Source organism: Leisingera coralii, assembly GCF_049056525.1.
GTDB classification, from domain to species: domain Bacteria; phylum Pseudomonadota; class Alphaproteobacteria; order Rhodobacterales; family Rhodobacteraceae; genus Leisingera; species Leisingera coralii.
The window spans coordinates 17627-42566 of sequence record NZ_JBHUPT010000016.1; the positions used below are offsets into that span (position 1 = coordinate 17627).

Annotated in this window: 25 protein-coding genes; 12 read left to right on the forward strand and 13 right to left on the reverse strand. The window is 64.8% G+C overall.

The window, feature by feature from the left end:
• Positions 1 to 101 precede the first annotated feature (101 nt).
• Positions 102 to 470 carry a DUF1428 domain-containing protein gene (locus ACFMBG_RS06360; protein WP_421053865.1) on the forward strand — a complete coding sequence of 123 codons (369 nt, stop codon included), beginning with the start codon at positions 102 to 104 and terminating at the stop codon, positions 468 to 470.
• A gap of 25 nt (positions 471 to 495) precedes the next feature.
• On the opposite strand, the gene ACFMBG_RS06365 is transcribed toward ACFMBG_RS06360, so the two are convergent.
• Entirely contained in the window at positions 496 to 1878 is a 1383-nt protein-coding gene (locus ACFMBG_RS06365) for an MATE family efflux transporter (RefSeq protein ID WP_421053866.1), read from the reverse strand.
• 118 nt (positions 1879 to 1996) lie between these two features.
• On the opposite strand from ACFMBG_RS06365, the gene ACFMBG_RS06370 reads away from it, so the two are divergent.
• Complete coding sequence (locus tag ACFMBG_RS06370) at positions 1997 to 2647, forward strand: TIGR02453 family protein (RefSeq protein ID WP_421053867.1); 651 nt, start codon at positions 1997 to 1999, stop codon at positions 2645 to 2647.
• A gap of 3 nt (positions 2648 to 2650) precedes the next feature.
• Here ACFMBG_RS06370 and ACFMBG_RS06375 read toward each other — a convergent pair whose 3' ends face one another.
• The 5 genes from ACFMBG_RS06375 to ACFMBG_RS06395 all read right to left on the reverse strand — a co-directional run bounded on the left by ACFMBG_RS06375 (position 2651) and on the right by ACFMBG_RS06395 (position 7654).
• A complete protein-coding gene (locus tag ACFMBG_RS06375) occupies positions 2651 to 3565 on the reverse strand; it encodes a nickel/cobalt transporter (RefSeq protein ID WP_421053868.1) in 915 nt (304 codons plus the stop codon).
• A 1-nt stretch (position 3566) separates the two neighbouring features.
• Positions 3567 to 4202, reverse strand: a complete 636-nt coding sequence (locus ACFMBG_RS06380) for a DUF1007 family protein (protein WP_421053869.1) — start codon at positions 4200 to 4202, stop codon at positions 3567 to 3569.
• Positions 4203 to 4264: 62 nt separating this feature from the next.
• Positions 4265 to 5206 (reverse strand): polyphosphate kinase 2, encoded by a 942-nt coding sequence (gene ppk2 / locus ACFMBG_RS06385; protein WP_421053870.1) that lies wholly within the window; start codon positions 5204 to 5206, stop codon positions 4265 to 4267.
• A gap of 182 nt (positions 5207 to 5388) precedes the next feature.
• Positions 5389 to 5997, reverse strand: coding sequence for a carboxymuconolactone decarboxylase family protein (locus tag ACFMBG_RS06390; RefSeq protein ID WP_421053871.1), 609 nt, complete (start codon positions 5995 to 5997; stop codon positions 5389 to 5391).
• A gap of 241 nt (positions 5998 to 6238) precedes the next feature.
• Complete coding sequence (locus ACFMBG_RS06395; protein WP_421053872.1) at positions 6239 to 7654, reverse strand: pyridoxal phosphate-dependent decarboxylase family protein; 1416 nt, start codon at positions 7652 to 7654, stop codon at positions 6239 to 6241.
• Positions 7655 to 8062: 408 nt separating this feature from the next.
• Between ACFMBG_RS06395 and parE the strand changes: the two genes are divergently transcribed.
• The 7 genes from parE to ACFMBG_RS06430 all read left to right on the forward strand — a co-directional run bounded on the left by parE (position 8063) and on the right by ACFMBG_RS06430 (position 15264).
• On the forward strand, positions 8063 to 10021 hold the full coding sequence (gene parE, locus ACFMBG_RS06400) for a DNA topoisomerase IV subunit B (protein ID WP_421053873.1): 1959 nt from the start codon (positions 8063 to 8065) through the stop codon (positions 10019 to 10021).
• A gap of 27 nt (positions 10022 to 10048) precedes the next feature.
• Positions 10049 to 10870, forward strand: coding sequence for a DUF3800 domain-containing protein (locus ACFMBG_RS06405; RefSeq protein WP_421053874.1), 822 nt, complete (start codon positions 10049 to 10051; stop codon positions 10868 to 10870).
• 1107 nt (positions 10871 to 11977) lie between these two features.
• Complete coding sequence (locus tag ACFMBG_RS06410) at positions 11978 to 12739, forward strand: hypothetical protein (RefSeq protein WP_421053875.1); 762 nt, start codon at positions 11978 to 11980, stop codon at positions 12737 to 12739.
• Between the two features lie 27 nt (positions 12740 to 12766).
• Entirely contained in the window at positions 12767 to 13423 is a 657-nt protein-coding gene (locus ACFMBG_RS06415) for a DNA-3-methyladenine glycosylase I (protein ID WP_421053876.1), read from the forward strand.
• Between the two features lie 17 nt (positions 13424 to 13440).
• Positions 13441 to 14121 (forward strand): hypothetical protein, encoded by a 681-nt coding sequence (locus ACFMBG_RS06420; protein WP_421053877.1) that lies wholly within the window; start codon positions 13441 to 13443, stop codon positions 14119 to 14121.
• A 154-nt stretch (positions 14122 to 14275) separates the two neighbouring features.
• Positions 14276 to 14710, forward strand: a complete 435-nt coding sequence (locus tag ACFMBG_RS06425) for a DMT family transporter (protein ID WP_421053878.1) — start codon at positions 14276 to 14278, stop codon at positions 14708 to 14710.
• Positions 14711 to 14877: 167 nt separating this feature from the next.
• A complete protein-coding gene (locus tag ACFMBG_RS06430; protein ID WP_421053879.1) occupies positions 14878 to 15264 on the forward strand; it encodes a hypothetical protein in 387 nt (128 codons plus the stop codon).
• Positions 15265 to 15314: 50 nt separating this feature from the next.
• On the opposite strand, the gene ACFMBG_RS06435 is transcribed toward ACFMBG_RS06430, so the two are convergent.
• From ACFMBG_RS06435 to proS, 7 genes are all read right to left on the reverse strand, one after another.
• Positions 15315 to 15656 (reverse strand): zinc ribbon domain-containing protein YjdM, encoded by a 342-nt coding sequence (locus ACFMBG_RS06435; RefSeq protein ID WP_421053880.1) that lies wholly within the window; start codon positions 15654 to 15656, stop codon positions 15315 to 15317.
• A 79-nt stretch (positions 15657 to 15735) separates the two neighbouring features.
• Positions 15736 to 16053 carry a bactofilin family protein gene (locus ACFMBG_RS06440; protein WP_421053881.1) on the reverse strand — a complete coding sequence of 106 codons (318 nt, stop codon included), beginning with the start codon at positions 16051 to 16053 and terminating at the stop codon, positions 15736 to 15738.
• Between the two features lie 127 nt (positions 16054 to 16180).
• On the reverse strand, positions 16181 to 16825 hold the full coding sequence (locus tag ACFMBG_RS06445) for a hypothetical protein (RefSeq protein WP_421053882.1): 645 nt from the start codon (positions 16823 to 16825) through the stop codon (positions 16181 to 16183).
• A gap of 252 nt (positions 16826 to 17077) precedes the next feature.
• The gene (locus ACFMBG_RS06450) at positions 17078 to 17761 is read right to left on the reverse strand and encodes an ABC transporter ATP-binding protein (RefSeq protein ID WP_421053883.1); all 684 of its coding nucleotides are present in this window, start codon (positions 17759 to 17761) and stop codon (positions 17078 to 17080) included.
• Entirely contained in the window at positions 17754 to 19040 is a 1287-nt protein-coding gene (locus ACFMBG_RS06455) for a lipoprotein-releasing ABC transporter permease subunit (RefSeq protein WP_421053884.1), read from the reverse strand. The genes ACFMBG_RS06450 and ACFMBG_RS06455 overlap by 8 nt, the downstream gene beginning before the upstream one ends.
• Positions 19041 to 19223: 183 nt before the next feature.
• On the reverse strand, positions 19224 to 19847 hold the full coding sequence (locus ACFMBG_RS06460) for a GDSL-type esterase/lipase family protein (RefSeq protein WP_421053885.1): 624 nt from the start codon (positions 19845 to 19847) through the stop codon (positions 19224 to 19226).
• A 196-nt stretch (positions 19848 to 20043) separates the two neighbouring features.
• Positions 20044 to 21402, reverse strand: a complete 1359-nt coding sequence (proS, locus tag ACFMBG_RS06465; RefSeq protein WP_421053886.1) for a proline--tRNA ligase — start codon at positions 21400 to 21402, stop codon at positions 20044 to 20046.
• A 330-nt stretch (positions 21403 to 21732) separates the two neighbouring features.
• Between proS and ACFMBG_RS06470 the strand changes: the two genes are divergently transcribed.
• From ACFMBG_RS06470 to ACFMBG_RS06480, 3 genes are all read left to right on the forward strand, one after another.
• On the forward strand, positions 21733 to 23097 hold the full coding sequence (locus ACFMBG_RS06470; protein ID WP_421053887.1) for an FAD-dependent oxidoreductase: 1365 nt from the start codon (positions 21733 to 21735) through the stop codon (positions 23095 to 23097).
• Entirely contained in the window at positions 23094 to 24071 is a 978-nt protein-coding gene (locus ACFMBG_RS06475; protein ID WP_421053888.1) for an isopenicillin N synthase family dioxygenase, read from the forward strand. The genes ACFMBG_RS06470 and ACFMBG_RS06475 overlap by 4 nt, the downstream gene beginning before the upstream one ends.
• 116 nt (positions 24072 to 24187) lie before the next feature.
• Positions 24188 to 24751 (forward strand): hypothetical protein, encoded by a 564-nt coding sequence (locus ACFMBG_RS06480; RefSeq protein ID WP_421053889.1) that lies wholly within the window; start codon positions 24188 to 24190, stop codon positions 24749 to 24751.
• The last annotated feature ends 189 nt before the right edge of the window (positions 24752 to 24940 follow it).

Genomic DNA, 24940 nt, shown 5'->3' on the forward strand with positions numbered 1-24940 from the left:
CCCGCGCCGCGGTCCGCAGCAAGAGGCTGGAGTGACGCGCCTCCCCGTGCCAAACTCGCCGCGGCCGGGTGCTGCCCGGGACACGCCTTGGGAGGGCCGCCATGTATGTCGCCGGATTTGTGATTCCCGTTCCCGAAGAAAACTTCGAGGCCTACAAGGCCTGGGCCAAAGCCAGTGCCGAACTGTTCCGCGAATACGGCTGCCTGGAGATCGTCGACTCCTGGGAGGACAACGTGCCCGACGGCAAGCACACCGATTTCCGCCGCGCCGTCGCCGCCCGGCGCGGCGAGCGGATCGTCCTCTCCTGGCAGGTCTGGCCCAGCCGGGAAGAGATGGAAGAGGCCGAGGCCCGGATCGCCAAGGACACCCGCTTCGACATCCCGGTGGACATCCCCTTCGACCACCGCCGCCTGATCCTGGGCGCGTTCTCGCCCATCCACACCATGGGCCGCAGCACCGCAGAGGACTGACAAGCTGGGTACAGAGCCGCCCGGCTTACGCGGCCTTCGCCCCCACCAGCTTGATCGACTGGCCCCAGAACCGCTTCATCAGGAACAGCCCGGCCGCCGTAAGACCGGCAACCAGCCCCATCCAGACGCCGACACCGCCCCAGCCGAACACGAACCCCATGACATAGGACGCCGGAATGCCCACCGCCCAATAGCTGAGCGCGGCAATCACCATCGGCACGCCGGTATCCTGCACCCCGCGCAACAGGCCCAGCGCAATCGCCTGCATCCCGTCCATCATCTGAAACAGCGCCGCCGCCGCCAGCAGCCCCGCACCGATCAGCAGGATCTGATCCTTCTGCGGGTCCTGCGCGTCCAGGAACAGCGACATCAGCGGGCCGGGAATGGTCAGGAACAGGGTGATCCCCACCACCGAAACCCCCAGCGACATCGCCGTCACCACCTTGCCGCCGCGCGCCATATGCGCCCGGTCGCCACGGCCAAAGGCATTGCCTGCGCGGATGGTGGCGGCATTGGACAGCCCCAGGTGCACCATGAACGTGAGCCCCGCCAGCGAAATCGCAATCCCGTGCGCCGCCAGCGGCACCGTGCCAAGCCACCCCATCATCATCGCCGAGGCCGCAAACAGGCTGCTCTCGCTCAGCGTCGTGAGCCCGATCGGCGTGCCCATGCGGAACACCCGGCCCAGCATCTCCCAGTCGGGCCGCTGGAAGTTCTTCAGCAGCTCATGCTCCGGCAGCACCTTCAGCGCATAGGCCAGCACCAGCGCAAAGGACACCCCGTTGGTCACCAAAGAGGCAATCGCCGCCCCGGTGATCCCCAGCTCCGGCGCGCCCCAGTTGCCAAAGATCAGCGCATAGTTCACCAGCGCATTCACCACCGCGCCGAACACCGACAGCCACAGCACGATCTGGGTGCGCTCCAGCGCCGCCAGATAGGACTTGGCCACCATGTACAGAAGCGCCGGAAAGACCGACCAGCCGGCAATCCGCAGATATTCCGCCGCCGCATGCGCCACCTGCGGCTCCTGCCCCAGCAGCAGCAGGATCGGCTCCGACCACCACAATAGCGGCATCGCCAGCGCGCCATAGGCCAGCGACAGCCACAGCCCCATGCGGGTGGAGCGGCGGATCTGCCGGTCCTCCCCGGCGCCCGCCGCAGCCGCCACCATCGGCATCACCGCAAAGGCAAAGCCGGAGCCCAGCAGGAAAATCGAGAAGAAATAGGTCGAGCCCAGCGTCACCGCCGCCAGCGCCTCCACCCCGTACCAGCCCAGCATCACCGTATCGGTGAGGCCGATGGCAAACTGCGCCACATGGCCGCCGATCAACGGCAGGCCAAGAACGGCAATTGCCCGGGCGTGGCCGCCGGGGGACATTTCGGAGTGTGTGACCGTTAACTTGCTCATAAAGCCAGCCTTAGGCCCGCCGGACAGCTCCGGCAAGAGCAGAGTCTCCTTGCCCCCCGCACAGGCCCATGGTGGTATTCTGCACAGACCGCCCCACCGCTTGCAGGAGCCTTTTCCGATGACCGACCCTTTTGCGCAGCTGATCCCCGATGCCCGCGCCTTTCTGACGGAGCTTTCACAGAACAACAGCCGCGACTGGTTCACCGCGCACAAGGACCGCTATGAGACACAGCTCAAGTCGCCCGCCCTGCTGCTGCTGGACGAGGTCGCGCAGGCGATCACCAAACGGACCGGTGTGCAGGCCGTGCCCCGGCTGTTCCGCCCGCAGCGCGACATCCGGTTTTCCAAGGACAAGACGCCCTACAAGACCCATCTGCACATGATGTGGACGGTAAACGGCGCAGGCTGCGCGCTGTTCTTCGGCATCGACCCCAAGTCCTGCACCACCGGCGGCGGCATCATGAACTTCACCAAGCCGCAGCTGCCTGTCTGGCGCGAGGCGGTGGACGGTGAAACCGGGGACGAAGCCGCAGCCCTCGTGGACATCCTCGCGCTCAAGGGCTTTGCCTCTAATGAGCCCGAGCTGAAACGCGTCCCCGCTCCCTATGGCAAGGCGCATCCGCACGGGCACCTGCTGCAGCGCAAGTCCCTCACCTTCTGGCACGAGATGAGCCCGCGCGAACAGGCCGCCCCGATGGCGGCGCTGATGTCCGCCTATCTGACGCTGGAGCCGATGTTCACTCTTCTGCAGGAAGCCTTGGACGCGTGACTGTTACAGCGCCCGCAGCATGATCTGACCGGCCAGCACGGCAACCACCCCGCCCGCCAGGATCTCCAGCACTGCCGCGGCCCGCAAGGCGCCCGTTCCCTGCATCTGCGCCAGCGCGCCTTTGCGCATGGTCACGGCAGCGGCCGCAACAGCGACGGTGACGGTGGCCGTGCCCAAACCCATGGCAAAGGCGCCGGCGATCCCGGACCACAACACGCCCATGCGCCAGGTCAGCAGCAGCAGGAACACCGCCCCGGTGCAGGGGCGCAGCGCCACCGCGCCGATAATGGCCAGCGCATCGCGCAGCGAATGGACATTGGCAGCTTCCTCCGCCGTCGGCCCGTGCCGGTGCCCGCAGGAGGAACAAACCTCCCCGGTCTCATGATCATGGTGGTGATGGCCATGGGCGCCGTGTCCGCCAGCCCGGCTGCCCAGCAGCCGCCGCAAGCCCCGCGCCAGCAGCCACAGGCCCACCAGCGCAATCAGCCCATAAGACACCGGCGCCAGCACATCCTCGGCGGCGCTGGTCAGCTGCTCGCGCCCCCAGTCCAGCAGCATCAGCCCGCCAGCCACCAGCAGCACCGCCGTGGCCGCCTGCGCCAGCGAGGACGCCACCGCCAGCCCGGTCAGCCGCACCAAGGGCACAGGCTTGCCCATGCCATAGCCGCCGATCACCAGCTTGCCATGGCCCGGCCCGGCGGCGTGGAAAAACCCGTATGCAAAGCACAGGGACAAAAGCGCCATCAGCGCCCCCGGCTCGCCTGCGCGCAAGGCCCGCAGCCCCCGCGCCATTGCGTTCTGCGCTTCCCTCTGGCCTTCCGCCGCCCAGGCCGACACCAGCCCGGCGCCGCCAAAGCCCCAGAGCCATAGCGCCAGACCCGCCACGCCCAGCGCAGCTATGGTCAGGAAAATCCGCACCTTACGTTCCGCAGCTCAACCGCACGGTATCGGCAAAGGCCTCCCCCACCTCCGGATAAGCCTCCTCTGCCTGATCCGCAGGCATCGCATAGAGCAGCTCCTCCACCTTGGTGTAGGCCGCATCCAGATCCGGCGGCGTGATGCTGCCCTGGCAGCCGCCGCTTATGTCCAGCCCGCCGGTCAGCGTGTAGGCAGTGTAATAGGTGGGGTCATAAGCCTTGATCACCACCCCGTCCGCTGCCCGCGGCTGCACCAGTGCTCGGCGGTGCCGGGTGGTGATGCGCCCGTCCGCGACTTCGGTCGCCAGATGCACCGGCGCCCCCAGCTCCAGCGCGGCGCCGTCGCGGCTCAGGTAGGTGTCGCCCTGGAAGCCCTCGGTCCAGGCCATGTCGAACCCCTGCAGCTTTGCCAGCTCCTCCGCCGTCAGCACGCCATCGTGATCGCTGTCCAGCCCCCGGTCCTCGAAGATCAGCAGCGAGTAGAACTCGTCATAGGCCCAGGTGATCTCAACCGCTTCCAGTTGCCCCTCATCCGAGACAATCACCTTCAGCGCGGTATCGACAAAGATATGCGGATGCGACCCGGCACCATGCGGGGCCAGCAGCGCAAGCGACAGCAAAGGAACAAGACGTTTCATGCCCAAAGATCTAAGCCCAGTTGGACGGCCCCGCAAGCGCAGGGCCTTGCTGCAGGCAAGGATCAGCGCGCCCTTGTATCCGGATGCAGCGCCTTGCCCAGGATATGGTCGGACTGATGGATCACGTGATGCGCCTGCCCCACGATCAGCGGATCCGGCACCGCCGCGATCTCCGGATCCTTGCCGGGATACTCCAGCGACGCCAGAAAGTGCCGCATGCAGTTCAGCCGCGCCCGCTTCTTGCAGTTCGACTTGATCACCGTCCAGGGCGCATCCGCGGTATCGGTATAAAAGAACATCGCCTCCTTGGCCTCGGTGTAGTCATCCCACTTGCCCAAGCTCGCCTTGTCGATCGGCGACAGCTTCCACTGCTTCAGAGGATCGGTCCCGCGCGAGTCGAACCGGCGTTTCTGCTCTTCCTGGGTGACCGAGAACCAGTACTTGTACAGCCGGATGCCAGAGCGCACCAGCATCCGCTCGAACTCCGGCGCCTGCCGCATGAACTCCAGATACTCATTGGGCTCGCAGAAACTCATCACCCGCTCGACACCCGCCCGGTTGTACCAGGAGCGGTCATAGAACACGATCTCGCCGCTGGTTGGCAGATGCCGCACATAACGCTGGAAATACCACTGCCCGCGCTCCTCGTCCGAGGGCTTGTTCAAGGCGACCACCCGGGCAGAGCGCGGGTTCAGGTGTTCGGTGAACCGCTTGATGGTGCCGCCCTTGCCGGCCGCATCGCGGCCCTCGAACAGCATCACGAACTTCTCGCCGGTCTCCTGCGCCCACAGCTGCACCTTCAACAGCTCCGCCTGCAGCCGCGCCTTCTCCGCCTCATAGACCCGGCGTGCCATCTTGCGCGGGTACGGGTACTCGCCGCTCTCAAAGGCCCGCCGGATGTCCTCTGCACTTGGCGTGCGCGGCGCGGCGGCGGCCGCTGGCTGTTCCGGTGCCTGCACTGTCCCTGCGGTGCCGTTCACAATTTTCCCTGCTGCGGCGTCCATCAAAATCTCCTTCTTCCAATCTGCGCCGCAACCTTACCGCCCCCGCCGCCGCCCCGCGCTGACCTGCATCAAAAGATACCGCACCGGCACAACAAAAAGCGGCCCCAGCAGGCCGCTTGATCCCTTTCATCTGGCTGAAAATATCCTGGGGTGAGGCCCGCCAGGGCCGAGGGGCAAAGCCCCTACCTGTGCCCCCAATCGCCCGGATCATCCGAGTTGTTCGGACTCAGCCCCAGCACGTCACCCTTGGTGGAGCATCCCAGCCCCAGAACCGTCCGGTTGGCATAGGCGAAATAGGCGGTCACCTGGTTGATCTCCAGGATCTGCCCGTCGTCAAAGCCTGCCTCCCGCAGCGCCGCCACATCGGCCTCGCTGACGCTGGCCGGCGCCTCGGTCAGCTTGCGCGCATAGCCCATCGCCAGCACCTGCGCAGGCTCCAGCGGCGCAGCTTCCGGATCGCGCGCCTCGATCGCCGCCCGGATCGCGAGCCCCCGCGCCTCATCCCCCAACAGCCGCTGCAGGCCGGCAAAGTGATGCTCCACGCAATAGGCGCAGTCATTCAGCGACGACACCCAGACCCCCAGCACCTCCAGGAACCACTTCGGCACCGTGTTGCCGGTGTGGTGCAGCACGTTCTTGTAAAGTGCCATATGGCCTTCCATCGAATGCGGCCGCAGGGAATGCACCATCATGATGTTGTCGACATTGTTCCCCGGCCCGGTCACCCGATCATAGAGCTTCTTCAGCTTGCCGGTGGCGTCCTCGAACGGAACGGTTCTGATCCAGGCCATGTCTCTCTCCCTGATTGTTGTGCCGGGAGAGTAGCGGCTGACCTTCCCAATGGAAGACAAAACGGCGCGTCACCAAGACTCACCCGGGCGGGACCGCCGCCCCGCGCCTGCCTGCCCCCCGGCAGGCGCGTTCTACCGTACAGCCTGCCGTGACGGCTGTGTCAGAAATCCAAACGGCGCTTCAGACGACCTGTTACGCATCCGCGCCAGCCCAGGCAGGCGCGGGGCTCCTCTCATTGGATCAACCGGCGGCCTCCCGCGCCACCGCGGCAATGGCCGCCCGCACATCCGCCTCGCGGCTGCGATGGTTGGTGATCGCGGCCCGCAGCATCACCCTGCCGCCTGCCCGGGTGGTCGAGAACACCGCCTCGCCGCTCTCCTGCAGGGTCTGGGCGATATGCGCGTTCAGCTCCGACTGCGCCGCAGGCTCCAGATCGCTGCGCGCCGTGAACACGCAGACATTCGACACCACCGGTGCCCCCAGCGCCATATTGGGCTGCGCCTCCACCTCGGCCGCCATGAAGGCCGCCAATTCGCAATTGCCGGTGATCGCCTCGGAGAACGCCGCCTCGCCATAGGTCTCCAGCGCCGTCCAGACCTTCAGCGCCCGGTTGCCGCGGGACAAATCAATGCCGTAATCGCAGAACCACGGCTCACCGCCCGCCAGCCCGCGCTCGGCGCCTTCCAGATACGCGGGCCGCGCCGCAAAGGCCGCCCGGTGCTCATCCTCGTTGCGCAACAGCGCCATGCCGCAGTCATAGCCCACATACATCCACTTGTGGAAATCCAGCGCAATGCTGTCGGCCCGCCCGATTCCGTCGGACAAGGACCGCCAGGGCTCCGCCGCAATCCGCGTCCAGGCGCCAAAGGCCCCGTCCACATGCAGCCACAGCCCCAGCTCCGCCGCCGCATCCGCCAAGGCATTCAGATCATCGAACAGCCCCAGGTCCACCGTGCCGGCATTGCCCACCACCAGGAAGGGCAGCGCCCCGGCGGCCTTGTCCTCGGCCACCAGCGCCGCCAGCGCGCTGCAGTCCATCCGGCCCTCCCTCAGCGGCACCTTGCGCAGGTTGTCCGAGCCGATGCCCATCAGTTCCACCGCCTTCAGCGTTGCATTATGCACGCCCTCGCCCGCATAGGCGGTCAGCCGCACAGTGCCCTGCCCCTGCTTGCGCAGATCCTTCAGCACCCTGAGCCGCGCCGCCTGAAAGGCGATCACCGTCGCCTGCGAGGTGCCGGTCACCAAGATCCCGCTGGCACCTTCCGGCAGTCCCATCTTGCGGCGGGTCCAGTCCACAACCGCGCGCTCCATGTAGTTGGCGCCGTGATCGCGCCCGCCCATATTGGCATTGACCGCCGCCGCTGCCAGCGAACTGATCAGGTCAGAGGCCAGCCCCGACCCCTGCACCCAGCCCCAGAACCGCGGATGGATATTGCCGCCGTGATAGGGCAGCACGTCCTCGATGATCCGGTCCACGGTCTCCTGCGGCCCGCGCGCCTCTGCCGTCACCGCATAGCGCGCATCAATGTCCTCCGGCACCGGCTGCCAGGGACGCTCCGCAGCCTGCTGCATCTGATCCAGCGCCGCCTCCAGCATCCGCTGCGCCTCCGCCCGGAACGCCGCCCAGTCCTGCGTCTTGATTCCCTTCTCAGCCACCCGCGCGCCCTCCTCATGCCCTTAGCTGGCAGAGGTTTAGCCCGCATCCCCTTGCGCCGCACGGAAAATATCGACGCACCCCGGATATCCGGAACTTACCTTCGAGGGATTGAAAACTCGCTCCCAGCTGCCACCGGTCGAGACGAACGCAGACGCACTGCAGTACGTCCCGCCCGGCGGCACGCCGGGCAGCCCCCGGCCGCCCCGTCTTGCCGGAGGCATGCTTTCAGCATAACGGCGGGAGCTTTGCCCCACCCGCAGCCGGGCACAGCCCTCACCGCATAAGATTCAAGACGATAGAAAGCCTATCCCAGCCTTATCCACAGCCCCTTGCGGCCCTCTTCCACCCAGCCCCAACACCTGCCATAATGGCCGCCAATCAACACCAAGGAAGAGCAGTTCCCGCACATGGCCGACGACCTTCTCAGCACGCCTGCAGCCGATACCTATGACGCCTCCTCGATCGAGGTTCTGGAAGGCCTCGAACCGGTCCGCCAGCGCCCCGGCATGTATATCGGCGGCACCGATGAGCGCGCGCTGCATCACATGGTGGCGGAGATCCTCGACAACTCGATGGACGAGGCCGTGGCCGGCCACGCCAACCGCATCGAGGTGACGCTGCATTCCGATTACGCCGTCACCATCTCCGACAACGGCCGCGGCATCCCGATCGACCCGCACCCCAAGTTCCCGGACAAGTCCGCGCTGGAGGTGATCCTCTGCACCCTGCACGCGGGCGGCAAGTTCTCCGGCAAAGCCTACCAGACCTCGGGCGGCCTGCACGGCGTCGGCTCCTCGGTGGTGAACGCGCTGTCGGATTCCATGGTCGTGCAAGTGGCCAAGAACAAGGAGCTGTTCGAGCAGCGCTTCTCCCGCGGCCTGCCCCTGGGCCCGGTCGAGAAAATCGGCGCCGCCCCCAACAAGCGCGGCACCTTCGTGACCTTCCACGCCGATGAGGAAATCTTCGGCCACCACCGCTTTAAGCCCAAGCGCCTGTTCACCCTGGTGCGCTCCAAGGCCTACCTGTTCTCCGGCGTCGAGATCCGCTGGAAATCCGAAATCGACGACGGCGAAACCCCCACCGAGGCCACCTTCCACTTCCCCGGCGGCCTGCGCGACTACCTGACCGAGGTGCTGGGCAAATCCTCCGTCTACGCAGACGCGCCGTTTGCCGGCAAGGTCGAGTTCCGCGAGAAATTCGGCGAGCCCGGCTATGTCGAATGGGCGATCAACTGGACCCCGTCGCGCGACGGCTTCACCCAGTCCTACTGTAACACCGTCCCCACGCCCGAGGGCGGCACCCACGTGACCGGCTTCTGGTCCGCGATCCTCAAGGGGATCAAGGCCTATGGCGAGCTGGTGAGCAACAAGAAGGCCGCCCAGATCACCCGCGACGACCTGATGGCGGGCGGCTGCGCGCTGGTCTCCTGCTTCATCGCCGACCCGGCCTTTGTCGGCCAGACCAAGGACCGCCTGTCGACCGAGGCCGCCAACAAGATGGTGGAAAACTCAGTCCGCGACCATTTCGACAACTGGCTGGCGGCCGACACCAAATCCGCCGGCGCCATCCTCGACTTCCTGGTTCTGCGCGCCGAGGAACGCCTGCGCCGCAAGCAGGAGAAGGAGACCCAGCGCAAATCCGCCACCAAGAAACTGCGCCTGCCCGGCAAGCTCACCGACTGCACGTCGAAAGACCGCTCCGGCACCGAGCTGTTCATCGTCGAGGGCGACTCGGCGGGCGGCTCCGGCAAGGGCGCCCGCAACCGCGTGAACCAGGCGCTGCTGCCCCTCAAGGGCAAGATCCTCAACGTCCTCGGCGCCGCTTCCAACAAGCTCGGCTCCAACGCCGAAATCAACGACCTCTGCGAGGCGCTTGGCGTCGGCCTCGGCACCAAGTTCAACCTCGACGATCTGCGCTATGACAAGATCATCATCATGACCGACGCGGACGTCGACGGCGCCCATATCGCCTCGCTCCTGATGACCTTCTTCTTCACCCAGATGCGCCCGCTGATCGACGGCGGCCACCTCTACCTCGCCTGCCCGCCGCTGTTCCGCCTGACGCAAGGCGCGAAACGCGTCTACTGCCTGGACGAGGCCGAGCGCGACAAATGGCTGGAGAAGGGCCTGGGCGGCAAGGGCAAGATCGACGTCTCCCGCTTCAAGGGTCTTGGCGAAATGGACGCCAAGGACCTGAAGGAGACCACGATGGACCCGAAGACCCGCAAGCTGATCCGCGTTACCATCGACGAGGACGAGCCCGGCGAGACCGGCGACCTGGTCGAGCGCCTGATGGGCAAGAAACCCGAGCTCCGCTTCCAGTATATCCAGGAAAACGCGAAGTTCGTGGAGGAGCTGGATGTTTGAGGAATATACAGAAAAAAAGGGATAAATTTGAAACCTTCGGATAAGATTTTTTCTGCATACGTTGATGAATCAGACGACAAAGACATCTTCGTGATGTCTTGCGTCCTTGTTCCTACATTGAAAAGCAGAATATCTGGCGGCGCTCCCTATATCCAAGAAAATTGGGACGATTTTCTTAGCAAAGCTAAAGACTGGCGAGCCAGTTTGAAGCACCATTTCAACATCCCGGTAAAAAAAGAGCTCAAAGGGTCGAAACTTGCCCCAGGTAGGAATTCCTACAATGGTGGCAAAGCGCGCCTACACGGACCGAAAGCTGCGGATGCCTATCGGTATGCCCTTTCTACTTTGAGCTTTCTTCCAGATAGTTCCGTTTTTGCAGTCGCTGCCGAGCGAGGAGCTTCGCTGTATGGATACAACAAGTTGGAGAGTTCTTTGTATGCTATGCTGCAAAGACTTCAAAAATCAATGGAAGTCCAAAAGTCCTCCTGTTTGGTATTCTTTGATGAAGGTCACGGAGAATATCTAAAGCTCTACCGAAAGGCTAGAGTCCACCTACCTACAGGGTCAGCGTTTGGCGCTTGGGGAACTGGCACCAAGTCCAAAAGCATTCCACTAGACAGAGGGTTGAAGGATGCTAATTTTAAAGACTCCAAACTTTCTCACTTTATTCAAATCGCTGATCTAGTGGCCTATGCAGCCCTTTCAAAAGTTAAATCCGAAAAAGGCACTCTCGGCGCTCGGCAGGCGTCACTTGGACACGGGAACTTTTTCGACCAAATTCCAAAACAGGTGAGAAATAGGAAGGTGAACCCTTCCAGAGCAGATGGAATTGTTTTCTTGAAAAAATGAGAAGAGGCGGCCCTTTAAGCCGCCTCCAAAAGCAGGTGCACTCCAGTTCATTCGAGTGGTCGCAACCTGCGTCTTCTACCTAGCAACTCTGCTCCCGAATTTCAAGAAAGATCGCAGTTCGGACCTCCCGCACCACAAGGCCCGCGCCTGACCTTGGGAGGGCGCGAATGCGCCTTCCCGGGGGGAGTGAAGGCCGTCCCGGAAACGCTCCGGGGGAGCGTTTCAGGCCTGATCGGGCGGAGCCCAAGGCGCGTTTTCCTGCCACCCTCCCGCACCACAAGGCCCGCGCCTGACCTTGGGGAGGCGTGAAGCGCCCTCCCAGGGGGAAGGTCAGGCGCGGGCCGTGCCGCTGCGCGACACGACCCAGGGGACACACCGCCACCGTCACCTTCCAAGGCACCGGCATCAGCGAAGGGCTCCGCCCGTCCCCGCCTCAAACAGTCCCCCGGACTGTTTGTCCCTGCGGGAACCGGCGTGAACTCCCGGGGGGAAGGTCAGGCGCGGGCCGTGCCGCTGCGCGCCACGTCCAAGGTGGGCACACCGCCCCACCATTCACCTTTGCAAAAATACTCCCGCCGGGGGCATCCACCAATAGGTCTGTGCCCGGCCTCGGGAGGAAGCGAATGCGCCCTCCCGTGGGGGAGGTCGGGCGCAGACCGGGCCGCAAGCGGCCCGGTCAAGGGTGTTGCGCCAAACCCCAAACCACCGCACGCCCCGCTTGCGCGCCCTTAACCCCGCTCTGCCATCCTCCAAACCGTCGCGACACCGGTGCGGACTGACACCCCGCACCACCAGGAGATACGGGAACCCCCAAGACCACCTCCTTCATCGGGTGCAGGGGTTCTCCGCAAACCGAGAGCTTTCAAGCGGACATGGGGGCTTGCGACCCCCTGCCCGGCCCTCCGCCCTCCGGCGGCGCCGCCTCCTCTTATCCGGCCACTGAACACCGGCCAGAAAACAATCCGGCCCCACAGCCATCCCCCCGGACGGAGCCCCCTTCCGCCGGGCCGAACCCCTGTGCCCGCATGACACCTGCGTGAAGCCGGTTGCCTGAAACCCCTTTCCCTTCCTAAGCTTAGGCCAGCATCCCCAACCAGGAGACCGGGCATGGCCTTCATCGCGGACAACCAGCTGCCCCTGCTCCTCTTGTTCTTCTTTGCAGGGCTGGTCGGCACCGCCTTCCTGTTCCGCAAACCGGCAGGCCACCGCGCGTGGAAGCTGGCGGACCTCGTCTGGGTGGTCCTCGGCGGCTTCGGCGCGCTGGTCGCGGTGATCTCCGGCATCTACGCCGCCGACAGCTCCAAGCTCGAACGCCAGATCGACATCGCCTATGCCGCAACGGCAGCCTTCGACCGCGACGCCGCCCGCTTCCGCCTGCGCTTCTGCGACCCCGCCTATGACACCGACATCGCGGTGCTGTGCGAAAAGGTCGAATTCCTCTCCGCCTCCACCGCGGGCAACGCTGAACTGCCGCTGTTCATCGCGGTGACGGATGAGGTCGCGCCGCTGCAAGGCCTCAGCTTCCTGTTCGGCAGCCGCGGCGGCAGGGACGAGATGAAGGACATGGAAGCCCAGGCCAGCGCCTTCGACCCGGAGGCCTTCCTGGTCTTCACCTCGCTCGACGCCCCCGCCCAGGCCGCGGTCGACACCCTGCGCCGCAAGGTGCCTGCCATCGCCGGCGACTACCTGATCATCGCCCGCGCCTATGACGACCTGATCGCCCATGTCGCCAAGCTCAAGGACGAATGGGAATACCTGCAGGACAACGCTCATATCCTGGTGCTGCAGATCATCGCCCTCTGCCTGGTCAGCTTCGCCGCCCCCTTCCGCCTCGGCAAATCCATTGTCGAGCTGCGCCAGCGCCGCTAACCTGACCAGACGAAAACAGGACCCGCCATGCGCAGCTTTGATGAGATCTACGCCATTTCCGCAGACCGCCACGGCGGGCCGGAGGCGCTGGAGGAAAAGCTCTCCAAACCCGACCCCAAGGTGACGGAACTGCCCGAGGACCGCTGGCTCTCGACCATGACCAAATGCATCTTCCAGGCGGGCTTCAACTGGAAAGTGATCGAGGCGAAATGGGACGGGTTCGAGGAGGTCTTCCACGGCTTCGAACTGGGTCCCTGCGCCTTCATGGCCGAGGACGAGTTTGACCAGATCCTCGGCGACACCCGCGTGGTCCGCAACGGCGCCAAGCTGGCGACCGTGCGCGCCAACGCCGCCTTCCTGATGGAGCTCCGCGATGAGGGCGGCGCGGGAAAGGTGCTCGGCGGCTGGCCCTCCACCGGCTACATCGGCCTTCTGGAGATGCTCAAGAAACGCGGCGCCCGCCTTGGCGGCAACACCGGCCAGTACGCCATGCGCTTTGCCGGCCGCGACAGCTTCATCCTCAGCCAGGACGTCACCGCCCGCCTGATCGCCGAAGGCGTGATCGACAAACCCGCCACCTCCAAGACCGCGCTCAAGGCGGTGCAAGCTGCCTTCAACGAATGGATGGAGCAATCAGGCCGCTCGCTCACCGAAATCAGCCGCGTGCTGGCGATGAGCTGCTGACGCAAAGGCCCCCGCAGATGATCCGCCTGCTGCTCCTCGCATTCCTGATCCTCACCGCCTGCGGCCGCCCGCTGACGCAGACTGAACGCGATTATCTGGATGGGCTGCACGGCGCCAGCCTGAATGCGGACAGGATCCGCATCGTGAAGGGCGCACCGGTCGGCGCCGTCACCTTCCGCCGGATGCCGCGCCCGCGCGTCACCTGCCGCGAGCGCATCCTGCCGCCGGTGAAGGAGGAGATCGTGACCTCCTCCCCCGCCGCGGTGGCGCTGTTCAACCGGATCTTCTTCACCCGCGACTGGTACCTGGAGAACTACCTGCCGGAGTATCCGGAGCGGCTGCACCTGGTGGAGGCGATGCTGCTGGCGCATGAGGTCACCCACGCCTGGCAATGGCAGAACCGCAGGCGCACCGGCTATTCGCCGCTGCGGGCGGCGGTGGAGCATGGCCAAAGCCGCGACCCCTATCTGTTCGACCTGGAAGGGGAGCCGGATTTCCTGACCTACGGGTATGAGCAGCAGGGCGCCATCATGGAGGAATACGTCTGCTGCCGCGCCCTGGCCCCGCAGGCGCCCCGCACCCGGCGGCTGCACCGGATGCTGGCCGCCGCCATGCCGGTGAGCCCGCTGCCGCAAAGCCGCGAAAGCGATGTCTACCTTCCGTGGAAAGGCGCCGAGCTCGACGGCATCTGCGATTGACCCGCCGTTTTCCTGCGAGGCAAACGGCCATGAAAAATCGATTTTTCATGGCCGGAATTCGCGCCGAATTCCGGCACCGGGCCGCAACGTAGCACTTGTGCTGCCAGGGGATTTGCGTCCACAAAACCGCAGAGACACCTGCAGGAGCCGCGACATGACCCAATATGCCCTCATCATGCTGGCCGCAGGCCTTGGCATCCCGGTTCTGGCGGCTCTGAACGCAGCACTGGGCAAGCTGATCGGCTCCCCCGCCTCCGCCGCTGTGGTGCTGTTCCTGATCGCGTTGCTCGCAACAATCCTGTACGCGCTGATTGCAGGCCCGCAGGCGCTGGCAAAGATCCCGGCGGCGCCCAAGCATCTGTTCCTGGCCGGGGTTCTGGTGGCCTTCTACGTCCTGTCGATCACCCATGTGGCGCCGCATTTCGGGGTCGGCAACGCGGTGTTCTTCGTGCTGATCGGCCAGCTGATCTCTGCCGCAGCCATCGACCACTTCGGGCTGTTCGGCGCCCAGATCAGCCCGCTGACCCTGACCCGCGCGGCCGGTATTTCCGTGATGGCGCTGGGGGTTTGGATCACCCAGATGGCGTGAAGGACTCCTCAAACACGTCCTATGCCCGGCTGGCGCGCCATCACGCCCCTTAACATGGTGCTGTTCGCGTGGAAAACCCAGTCACGCATTCAGCAACCCGAGTGTGCTTTTAAGTAGGCGGCGTTAGAAAAGGCGACGTATCGCTCCATTATTTTTGGTAAATTCCTATGAACAAGAACACACGCCTGCGGCAGCTCCCCCTCCTGTTTGTCTACACCCTCACCGGCGGGCTGGCTGGCACCCTAGCTGCAAACCTGCTGTTTCCCGCCGCGTTCCCCGCCGGCAAACCGGACGGCTGGCCCGACGGCCTTATCGTGATACTGGCGTCATTGCCCATGCTGGCCGGGATGCTGGCCGGGATCTGGCTCTACGGTGCAGTTGCCGCCAAGCGGCAGGATACCGGAGCCGCCATCACAAAACGGTCCCTGGTCTGGCGCATCCCGGCCTTTTCTATCTTTGCCCTGATAATGCTTGCGGCAATTGTGGCGACAGGATCAAAACTGTCAGTTTCGCTGACAGCCGGGCGGGCCGAAACCGGCACGCCGCAGCAATGACGTCTTCGCAGCATCCGCCTTGCGGTTTCCGGCCTGACGGCGCACAGTTTTCAGCCGGACACTTTCTTCACGAACTGGGACTTCAGCCCGATCGGCCCTACCCCCGGCACCTTGCAGTCGATGTCGTGATCGCCATCCACCAACCGGATGCCACGCACCTTGGTGCCAACCTTGATCACTGAGGACGTGCCCTTCAGCTTCAGGTCCTTGATCACCGTCACGGTATCCCCATCGCTCAGCAAGTTGCCGACACTGTCACGGATCTCCACGGCAGTGTCCGCGGTCCCGTCCGCAGGCCATTCATGTGCGCATTCAGGGCAGATCAGCAGGGCATCCACCTGGTACGTATAGGCAGAGGCGCATTCGGGGCACGGCGGCAAACTGTCAGTCATACACCCGCTCCTAGCCGGCAATCCGCATGGGCGCCAGCAGCAATTCCAAGCCCCGCTCCGGGCCGGTGTTCCAGCAGCCTTACTCCTTGCCGGTGATCCGGATCGTGCCCTCCAGCTGCGCACCGCTTTCGGTGGCCATGGTTTTGGCCGACACATCCGCCTGCACCTGAGAGCTCGCCGCCAGCCGCAGGTCGTCGCATTGGATCTTGCCGCTGTAGGTGCCCTCCACCGCCACCGACTGCGCCGTCAGGGCACCGTCAACGGTGCCGCCTGCGTGCACCGTGACCGACTGCGCCGACAGATCGCCGACCACCCGGCCGCGGACTTCGACACTGCCCTTGCTGGAAGAGATATTGCCTTCAACGGTCACGTCTTTTTCGATTACGGAATTCACCACGTTTCAGCCCTTTCTGCGCATCCCTGGCCAGCCTAGCCTGCTAGCCCCGGCTTGAACACCTGTTAGCAAAATGCCGCCCCCGGGCCAAAGCCGCACCGGTCCGGCAGGCAAGGTTCCGCCGGTGCCGTCACTCCACCTGCGGGAAGGGCGCGGGCAGCGGCGCGGCGCTGTACTGGAACAGCGACCCCCAGAAACCGCCGGGGCTGGGCTGCCAGGGCGCCGTGTTCATGTCCAATGCCACGCAGGCAGAGGAGCTTGTGGCCGGGTTCTCCTTGGCCCGCTCACAGCGCTCCGGCGTGGTGTGGCAGGCCACCAGAAAGTTCTGCGCCCCTTTCCTGCCGCTGTCCTCCTGGTAGCAATAGCGGATCGCTTCCTCCTGCAGCTGCGCCCTGGCTTGTGCGACCAGCTGCTGATTTCCGGCCACCGTCTTGCTGGCCGCCTCCAGCGCCGCCGCCGCGTCCTGCTGCACCAGCTCCGCCTCGCGCTGCAAGTCCCCGGTCCCGGCCTCCGCCGCCCGCAGCGCCTCGGTCAGCCGGGCGTTCACCTTCTGCGCTTCCGCCAGCGCGGTTTGCAGCTCCGCCACCGTGCTGTCGTATTCGACCAGCCTGAATTTCCATTTGAAGCCGGCAAAGCTGCCCTCCTCAAAACCGGCGCTGACCAGAATGCCGTTCAGCTTCTGCGGAAACAGCAGGAAGACCGCAAACAGCGCAATCACCGACATATCGCGCAACAGGACCACCAGATCCTTCAGGACCGAGACCGTCTTTTGCATCCGAAACCACCGTCACTGGAACCATTCCGGACAAGAGTGGACCAGTGCCGAGGATCAGGTCAAATGGCGGGGGAACAGCCGGGCGAGCGCCTGCCCGCGGGATGGCGCTGCAACGCTGGTGAATGCCACTTTATCCCTGCTGCGTCCGTACGAGTTAACAAAGGTACACTGCCCTCTCGAAAGCGCCAGCCCGGTGGGGCGGGCAGGCGCTCGCCCGGCGGCGCTGCGCGCCTTGTTCCGGGCGGTAGGCACCTAAACCGGCACCAGCAGCCCGTTCTCCAGCTTCACCTGCCGGTCCATCCGCGCCGCCAGCTCCAGGTTGTGAGTGGCAATCAGCGCTGACATGCCGGTGCCGCGCACCAGCTCCATCAGCGCCGCAAACACCTGGTCCGAGGTGCCTGGATCAAGGTTCCCCGTCGGCTCATCCGCCAGCAGCACCCTCGGAGCATTGGCCAGCGCCCGGCAGAAGGCGACCCGCTGCTGCTCCCCGCCTGACAATGCCGCAGGCCGGTGATCAGCGCGGCCTGCAAGGCCCACGGTGCCCAGAAGGTCAGCCGCCCGCGCAACTGCCGCCTTTTGCGCCGCACCATTGGCCAGCTGCGGCAGCACGATGTTCTCCAGCGCCGTGAACTCAGGCAGCAGGTGGTGGAACTGATAGACAAAGCCCACTTCCTGACGGCGCACCCGGGTGCGGCGGCGGTCGCCCTTGCGGGTCACGTCCTCGCCGGCCACCCGCACCTCGCCCGCGTCCGGCGTGTCCAGGAGGCCTGCGATATGCAGCAGCGTCGACTTGCCCGCGCCCGATGGCGCCACCAGCGCCACCACCTCGCCCGCTTGCAAGGTCAGGTCGGCGCCGCGCAGCACGTCCACCTGCCCCGGCGTGCCCTTTAGATACGATTTGGTGATCCCCTTCAGCTCCAGCGTGATCTCACTCATAGCGCAGCGCCTCCACCGGGTTCAGCCGCGCCGCGCGGCGGGCCGGGAAAATGGTCACGAAGAACGACAGCCCCAGCGACAGCGCCGTCGCCGACAGCACATCCGCCAGCCGCAACTCGGCCGGCAGCGCATAGATGCCGCGGATCGACGGATCCCAGACACCGCCGCCCATCAGGTAGTTCACGAAGGAGAAGATCGGATCGATATAAAGCGCGAACAGGCAGCCCAGCACCACGCCGCAGACGGTACCGATGACGCCAGTGAAGGCGCCGCAGATGAAGAACACCCGCATCACCGAGCCTTCGCTGAGGCCGATGGTGCGCAGGATGCCAATGTCGCGGCCCTTGTTCTTGACCAGCATGATCAGGCCCGAGACGATGTTCATCGCCGCGATCAGCACCAGGATCGACAGGATGATGAACATCACGTTGTCCTCGACCTCGAGCGCCCGCAGGAAGCCGCCGGAGGCATCACGCCAGGTCCAGACGCCCGTGGTGCCGCCCGCCGCCTGCTGGATCTCCAGCGCCAGCGCATCAACGTTTTCGGGGTCCTCCACCATCACCTCGATCTCATCCGCGACGCCCTCGCGGTTGAAGAACGCTTGCGCCTCGGCAAAGGGCAGATAGACCCGGGTGCGGTCGATGTCCCAGCGCCCGGCGGTGAAGATATAGACCACCTCATAGGCATTGACCCGCGGGCTGGTGCCAAAGGCGGTTTTCACACCGTTGGGAGAGATCAGCTTGATCTTGTCGCCGACCGAGACCCCCAGTTCGCGCGCAACACCGGAGCCGATGGCGATGCCCTCCTCGAACCGGACCAGATCGCCCAGCGCCTCCTCGCTTTGGGCGACGCCCGGAATGCCCTGGATATCCGCGGCGGAGATGCCATAGACCTCGACCCCCGCGTTGCGCTGGCGCAGGTTCGCCATCACCTGCCCCTTGACCAGCGGGGCTGCGCGGGTGACGCCGGGCACCGCGGCCACGGTTTCTGCCAGCGCCTCGTAATCCTTCAGCGAGCGGTCCAGCACCCCGGCCTCGTTCACCTCGCCATAGGAATAGACGGTGACATGGGCATTGGCGCCCAGGATGGTGCCGACAAATTCCGACCGGAAACCGGAGCGCACCGCCAGCGTGGCAATCAGCGCAAAGACCGCGAGCGTAATGCCGATCAGGCTGATCCAGGTCATCACGCTGACCCCGCCCTCGGCCTTGCGGGCGCGCAAATAGCGCCAGGCGATGATCCATTCGAAACGTGAAAACGGCGGTGGTGTCGTGGCCATATGCGGTCCTGCCCGGGAATTTTGCCCGCAACCTGTGCTGCCTGACGCGCGAGGTCAAGGTGTGGTTGCATTTCCGCCCGGTTATCCGCCTGCCGCGGCAGGATCCGGCCGCACCCGGGCGCGCAAATCTTTTTGGGAAAAGATTTGCCAAGAGTTTTTCTCAAAACTCTTGGCCGCCAAGGCTCAGCCGTTCAGCAGGCGGGCCGCCGGCGCGCGCAAGGCCTCGCCCAGCGCCCGCGAGTCCGCGGCTTCCAGGTGATACCCATCCGCCTCCGAGGCCCGCGCCACCCCTGCCGCATCGAAGAAACCGCAGCCCAGCTGCACGGCAAGCGGTTCGATTACCGACGCCAGCCCTTCGGACTGGGCCACCTTGTCCGGCGTGATATCCGGGTCGCCGCACGGGCTCATCGGCGGCGGTGCCACCAGCAGGATTCCGGGCGCAGCCGGCTCCGGCAGCCGCCAGGGGTGATGGCGGATGATTTCCACCAGCCGTTCCAGCCCGTCGCGGATCAGGTGGCTGGCGTGGCCTTCGTAAATGTCATTGGTGCCCAGCATGATCACCGCCAGATCCAGCGGCGCATGGCTGTGCAGCAGCACCGGCAGAACCGCATCGCCGCGCATCTCCACACAGGCGGAGTTGCGCGCGTGCACCGTCGTCCGCCCGCGCAGGCCTTCCGCAAAGACGACCGCGTCCTGCAGCCCCTCGCCCAGTGCCACCGGCCAGCGGTCTCGGTATGGATGCCGCCCGCCGCTGTGCGGATCGCTGCCCCATGTGAGGCTGTCGCCAAATGCCAGGATTTGTTTCATCTCAAGTCCTCCTTCGACGGCACCCTGCGGCGGGCGGCGGGTCCGGGCAAGAGAAAAGGCAGGCCATCAGCCATCAACGGAACAAGAAAGCCATGCGCGCAACTGAGAGGAGCCGCACGGGGCGTTGTCAGCCCGTAAAAAAGGGAGCCAAACGGCCCCCTTTTCCATTTCCGTACAAACTGTTGCGCGCCGAAGCTCAGAAGCCGCGGCCGGTGCGGTGTTTCTCAAAGATGGCAACCACCTTCTTCACCGCCTCTTCCGGGCTCAGCTCCTCGCTCTCACCGGTGCGGCGCGAGGTCAGCTCGACCACGCCGTTCTTCAGCCCGCGCGGGCCGACGGTGATGCGCCAAGGCAGGCCGATCAGGTCCATGGTGGCAAACTTGCCGCCGGCGCGTTCGTTGCGGTCATCGTACAGCGGGTCCAGCCCGGCCGCGCTCAGCGCCGCATAGAGCTGGTTGCAGGCCGCATCGGCCTCGTCATCGCCCTGCTTGAGGTTGACGATACCGCAGTGGAACGGGGTCACGCCCTCGGGCCAGATGATGCCCTTGTCATCGTGGCTGGCTTCGATGATCGCGCCCAGGAGGCGCGACACGCCAATGCCGTGCGAGCCCATGTGCACCGGTACCGGCTTGCCGTCCGGGCCTTGCACGGTGGCGCCCATCGACTCGGAATACTTGGTGCCGAAGTAGAAGATCTGCCCCACCTCGATGCCGCGGGCAAAGCGGCGGCGCTCTTCCGGCACCTGCTCCTGGAACACCACCTCATCGTGGGTCTCGTCGGTGCGGGCATAGCGCGAGGTGAATTCCTCCAGCACCGCCTGGCACTGCGCCACGTTGTCATAGTCGATGTCACGGTCGCCGAAGGTGAGGTCGGTCACCGCGGAGTCATAGAACACCTCGGACTCGCCGGTTTCCGCCAGCACCAGGAATTCATGGGTGTAGTCGCCGCCGATCGGGCCGCCGTCGGCGCGCATCGGGATCGCCTGCAGGCCCATCCGCTCATAGGTGCGCAGGTAGCTCACCAGATGGCGGTTGTAGGCGTGCAGCGCATCTTCTTTCGACAGGTCGAAGTTGTAGCCGTCCTTCATGTAGAATTCGCGGCCGCGCATCACGCCGAAGCGCGGGCGGATCTCGTCGCGGAACTTCCACTGCACTTGGTACATGGTCAGCGGCAGGTCCTTGTAGGAGGACACATGGGCGCGGAAGATGTCGGTGATCATCTCCTCGTTGGTGGGGCCGAACAGCATGTCGCGATCATGGCGGTCCTTGATGCGCAGCATTTCCTGGCCGTAGTCGTCATAGCGGCCCGACTCGCGCCACAGGTCGGCGGGCTGAATGGTGGCCATCAGCATCGGGATGTGGCCCGCGCGGATCTGCTCGTCATGGACGATGCTTTCGATCTTCTTCAGCACCTTGAAGCCCAAGGGCAGCCAGGAGTAGATCCCGGCGGAGGATTGCTTGATCATCCCGGCGCGCAGCATCAGCCGGTGGCTGACAATCTGGGCTTCCGAGGGGTTCTCTTTCAGAACCGGCAGAAAATAGCGGGACAGGCGCATCTTGGCTCCATGAAGGCTTGAGAGGTCACATTCCCGCCCGGTTTAGTGGCTGCGAGGGGGACGGGCAAGGGGATGATCCAATGCGGCGGCGGCGGTGTGCCCTTGGGACGTGGCGCGCAGCGGCACGGCCCGCGCCTGACCTTCCCCCCGGGAAGGCGCGGGCCTTGGGGTGCGCGAGGGCGGCAGGACTGCACACCCTGACCTCCCCCTTCCATGTCGCTTTTGTGCCCCCGCGGCGCAAAAGAACTTGAATCGCCATTCAAGATTCGAAAGTGTTAGCGGAAACGCCCCGGACACACCGGGGCGCAAAGATTCCGTGGGGAGAGAGACGTGACCAAAACCATCCATGAGCCGGCGCGCGAGATTCCGGTCATCCACGAAACAGACGTGCTGGTGGTGGGCTCCGGCCCCGGCGGGCTGGCGGCGGCCTTGGCGGCGGCGCGGGCGGGGGTGGAGGTCACCCTCCTGGACCGCTTCGGCTGTTTCGGCGGCAATATCACCACCGTGGGCGTCGAAGGCTTTGCCTGGTACCGCCACGAGGAAACGGTGGAGGCCGGCGGCATCGGCTGGGAGTTCGAGGAACGTGCCAAGGCGATGGGTGCGGCGGTGCCGGAAAGCCAGTCGCTGAGCTATGAGCTGGACAGCGAGGGCTTCAAGCTGGTGGCCGACAAGCTGGTGGAAGAGGCCGGCATCCACCCGATGCTGCACCGGGTGTTCGTGGCCCCGATCCGCGAGGGCAGCCGGATCACCGGCGTCATCGTCGAGAGCAAGGCGGGCCGCGAGGCGGTGCTGGCGAAACGGGTGATCGACGCCACCGGCGATGCCGACATCGCGCATATGATGGGCGCGCCCTGCATCAAGACCCCGGTGGAGCAGATGCAGGCGGCCAGCGTGATGTTCCACATCGCCGGCGTCGACAAGCAGAAGTTCATGGAGGGCGTGAAGGCCGACCCGCAGACCTATGCCAACTGGTCGACCGGCGAATGGCAGGTGGAGACAAGCGGCAAGGAGGACGAGATGTTCTCTCCCTTCCTGGCCAAGCCATTTGCCCAGGCGATCCGCGACGGGGTCATTCCGGCGCATCTCAACACCATCGGCGGCACCTGGGGCGCGGTGCATGACTCAGGGGAAATGACCTATATGAACCTGGTGCATCTGGCGGGCATCGACGGCACCGACCCCGACAGCATGACCCGCGGCGAGATCGAGGGCCGCAAGCAGGCGATGCATGCGATTGATGCCTTGCGCGCCTATACACCGGGCTGCGAGGGTGCGCGGCTGCGCAACTTCGGCATGACCATCGGCATCCGCGACACCCGCAAGATCGACGCCTATCACAACATCACCGAGGATGAGACCCGCAACCAGGGCCGCTTTGACGACACCATCGGGATCTATCCGGAGTTCATCGACGGCTACGGCGTGCTGATCCTGCCGACCACCGGGCGCTACATGCAGATCCCCTACCGCTCGATGCTGCCCAAGGGCGTTCAGGGCCTTCTGGTCACCGGCCGTGCTATTGGCGGCGACAAGATCGCCCATGCCGCCACCCGCAACATGGCCTGCTGCGCCGTTGCGGGACAGGGCGCGGGCATCGCCGCGGCGCTGTCGGTGAAATCGGGCTGCGAGTTCGACGCGGTGGACATCACCGCCGTGCAGGCCGAGCTGAAACGCCAGGGGGTACGGATCCATTGACGCAAGCCATCCCGACCATCGACATCACGCCGCTGCGGGAGGCCAGCCATCCGCAGCGGCAGCAGACCGTCGAGGCCATTCTGGCAGCGGCGGAGGACATCGGGTTCCTGTCGGTCACCGGCACCGGCGTGGCGCAGGAGACGGTGGAGAGGGTACGGGAGGCGGTCCAAGCGATCTTTGCCGTGGATGAGAAATCCAAGTGGGATCAGGCAATTACGCGGGAGAATTACCGCGGCTATATACCGATGGGTTTCTTCACGCCGAACGACGGTTCGGGGACGGCGGACAAATACGAGGGCTACAAGCTGCACCATGAAGTCGCGGCAGGTGATCCCATCCGCGCCGCCTGCCCGCTCTACGGCCCCAACCGCTGGCCCGCGGAGGTGCCGGAGGCGCGGGAGGTGATCCTCGGCTACTGGGCGGAGCTGGACGGCGTGTTTCACCTCCTTCTGGGCGCACTGGCCGAGGGGCTGGGGCTGGACCCCGCGGCGTTTCAGGAGCCGTTCGAGACGCCCCTCACCAACATGAGCCTGCTGCACTACCCGCCGCAGGCGCCGGAGGAAGAAGGCTTTGGCATCCACCCGCACAAGGACACCGATACTCTGACCATCATCGCACCGGACCCGGTCGGCGGGCTGGAGGTGCAGACCCGTGACGGCGGCTGGATCACCCCGGACCGCCCGCCCGGCGGCTTTGTGGTGAATATCGGCGACATGCTGGAGCTGTGGTCCGGCGGGCGGCTGGTCTCCACCCCGCACCGGGTGGTGAACAAGACCGGGCGGGAGCGCTACTCCTTCCCCTATTTCGCGGTGCCGCGCCATGACGTGGTGGTCGCGCCGCTGCTGCCGCCGGTCGAAGGCTTTGACCGCCCCGCGGTGCATTGCGGCCATTGGTCGGCCGAAGTCTGGCGCACCAACTGGCCGGATGAGGATGCAGGCGAAGACACCCCGGAGCTGGGGACCCTTCGCAGCTGAATGATCAAGGCGGAAAATTCGGGACTTGGCAAAGCCTGCCAATTCAGGGCACGTTCGCCAAGTTTCTGATAGCCGAAATTGAGCCCTGCAAGTCCAATCCATTTCAGTCGGACCTTATGAAAAAACTTATTGCTCAAGTCCAAGCACGCGCCCTGAGTGGCAAACACATTCTTTCATCAACGCTTGCGGGTTTGCTTGCTATCTTACCCGTTGCGCCTTCTTTTGCTCAGGACTTACGACTGGAGGCCTTTGCGGCAAAGTTCGAGCGTCCGCTTACGATGTCAGTGCACCAAGCCCCCGCGGGGTTCCGTGAAAAACTCCGCGAGTTGGACGCCAAGACACGACTCGTAAGCTACGCGCCAGACTGGCATTCATTCTGGGAAGCTGACGTGTGGGTCTATTTCCTGGCAGAACCGGAATCCATTTACCAGCTGGGATCCCTCGAACAGCAGGCTGCAATGCACGGCGGCCTGATGCGCGCGGAAGATTTCACAAAAAGGGTCGATGTCACTTTGACAGGCGAGCGTCCAGTCCTGATAAAATTCATCAATCTGTTCGCTCTCGCAGAAACGCAAGAAGCCGGGTGCCGGGCAGCCGTTGCGCTGTACTACGACATCGCGGGCAGGAGTTCAGAGAACGAGGTAAGTAAAGCCATGAGGGAATGCCCGGCTGGCCATTAGTTTCAAAACCGTTCGGTTGAAACATCTTCGCCCTTCAAATGAGAACCACAACGCAAGTGTTTCCACCACTTGCCCCCGGCCTTTTCCGCCTTATCCCCGCCTTGCCCACAGGGGAATCGCCCCCGCCCCTTGCAAGCCCCTGCCCCATCAGGGAAGACTGGCGCCAAGATCCTGATGCAAACGGACCAA

Bases quoted from the DNA above. Each gene is read 5' to 3' on its own strand.
- ACFMBG_RS06380 (WP_421053869.1), bottom strand. From the start codon at position 4,202: ATGAAACGTCTTGTTCCTTTGCTGTCGCTTGCGCTGCTGGCCCCGCAT.
- ppk2 (WP_421053870.1), bottom strand. From the start codon at position 5,206: ATGGACGCCGCAGCAGGGAAAATTGTGAACGGCACCGCAGGGACAGTG.
- ACFMBG_RS06390 (WP_421053871.1), bottom strand. From the start codon at position 5,997: ATGGCCTGGATCAGAACCGTTCCGTTCGAGGACGCCACCGGCAAGCTG.
- proS (WP_421053886.1), bottom strand. From the start codon at position 21,402: ATGCGCCTGTCCCGCTATTTTCTGCCGGTTCTGAAAGAGAACCCCTCG.
- ACFMBG_RS06460 (WP_421053885.1), bottom strand. From the start codon at position 19,847: ATGAAACAAATCCTGGCATTTGGCGACAGCCTCACATGGGGCAGCGAT.
- ACFMBG_RS06415 (WP_421053876.1), top strand. From the start codon at position 12,767: ATGCGCAGCTTTGATGAGATCTACGCCATTTCCGCAGACCGCCACGGC.
- ACFMBG_RS06360 (WP_421053865.1), top strand. From the start codon at position 102: ATGTATGTCGCCGGATTTGTGATTCCCGTTCCCGAAGAAAACTTCGAG.
- ACFMBG_RS06445 (WP_421053882.1), bottom strand. From the start codon at position 16,825: ATGCAAAAGACGGTCTCGGTCCTGAAGGATCTGGTGGTCCTGTTGCGC.
- ACFMBG_RS06370 (WP_421053867.1), top strand. From the start codon at position 1,997: ATGACCGACCCTTTTGCGCAGCTGATCCCCGATGCCCGCGCCTTTCTG.
- ACFMBG_RS06430 (WP_421053879.1), top strand. From the start codon at position 14,878: ATGAACAAGAACACACGCCTGCGGCAGCTCCCCCTCCTGTTTGTCTAC.
- ACFMBG_RS06450 (WP_421053883.1), bottom strand. From the start codon at position 17,761: ATGAGTGAGATCACGCTGGAGCTGAAGGGGATCACCAAATCGTATCTA.
- ACFMBG_RS06480 (WP_421053889.1), top strand. From the start codon at position 24,188: ATGAAAAAACTTATTGCTCAAGTCCAAGCACGCGCCCTGAGTGGCAAA.
- ACFMBG_RS06425 (WP_421053878.1), top strand. From the start codon at position 14,276: ATGACCCAATATGCCCTCATCATGCTGGCCGCAGGCCTTGGCATCCCG.
- ACFMBG_RS06435 (WP_421053880.1), bottom strand. From the start codon at position 15,656: ATGACTGACAGTTTGCCGCCGTGCCCCGAATGCGCCTCTGCCTATACG.
- ACFMBG_RS06365 (WP_421053866.1), bottom strand. From the start codon at position 1,878: ATGAGCAAGTTAACGGTCACACACTCCGAAATGTCCCCCGGCGGCCAC.
- ACFMBG_RS06455 (WP_421053884.1), bottom strand. From the start codon at position 19,040: ATGGCCACGACACCACCGCCGTTTTCACGTTTCGAATGGATCATCGCC.
- parE (WP_421053873.1), top strand. From the start codon at position 8,063: ATGGCCGACGACCTTCTCAGCACGCCTGCAGCCGATACCTATGACGCC.
- ACFMBG_RS06410 (WP_421053875.1), top strand. From the start codon at position 11,978: ATGGCCTTCATCGCGGACAACCAGCTGCCCCTGCTCCTCTTGTTCTTC.
- ACFMBG_RS06420 (WP_421053877.1), top strand. From the start codon at position 13,441: ATGATCCGCCTGCTGCTCCTCGCATTCCTGATCCTCACCGCCTGCGGC.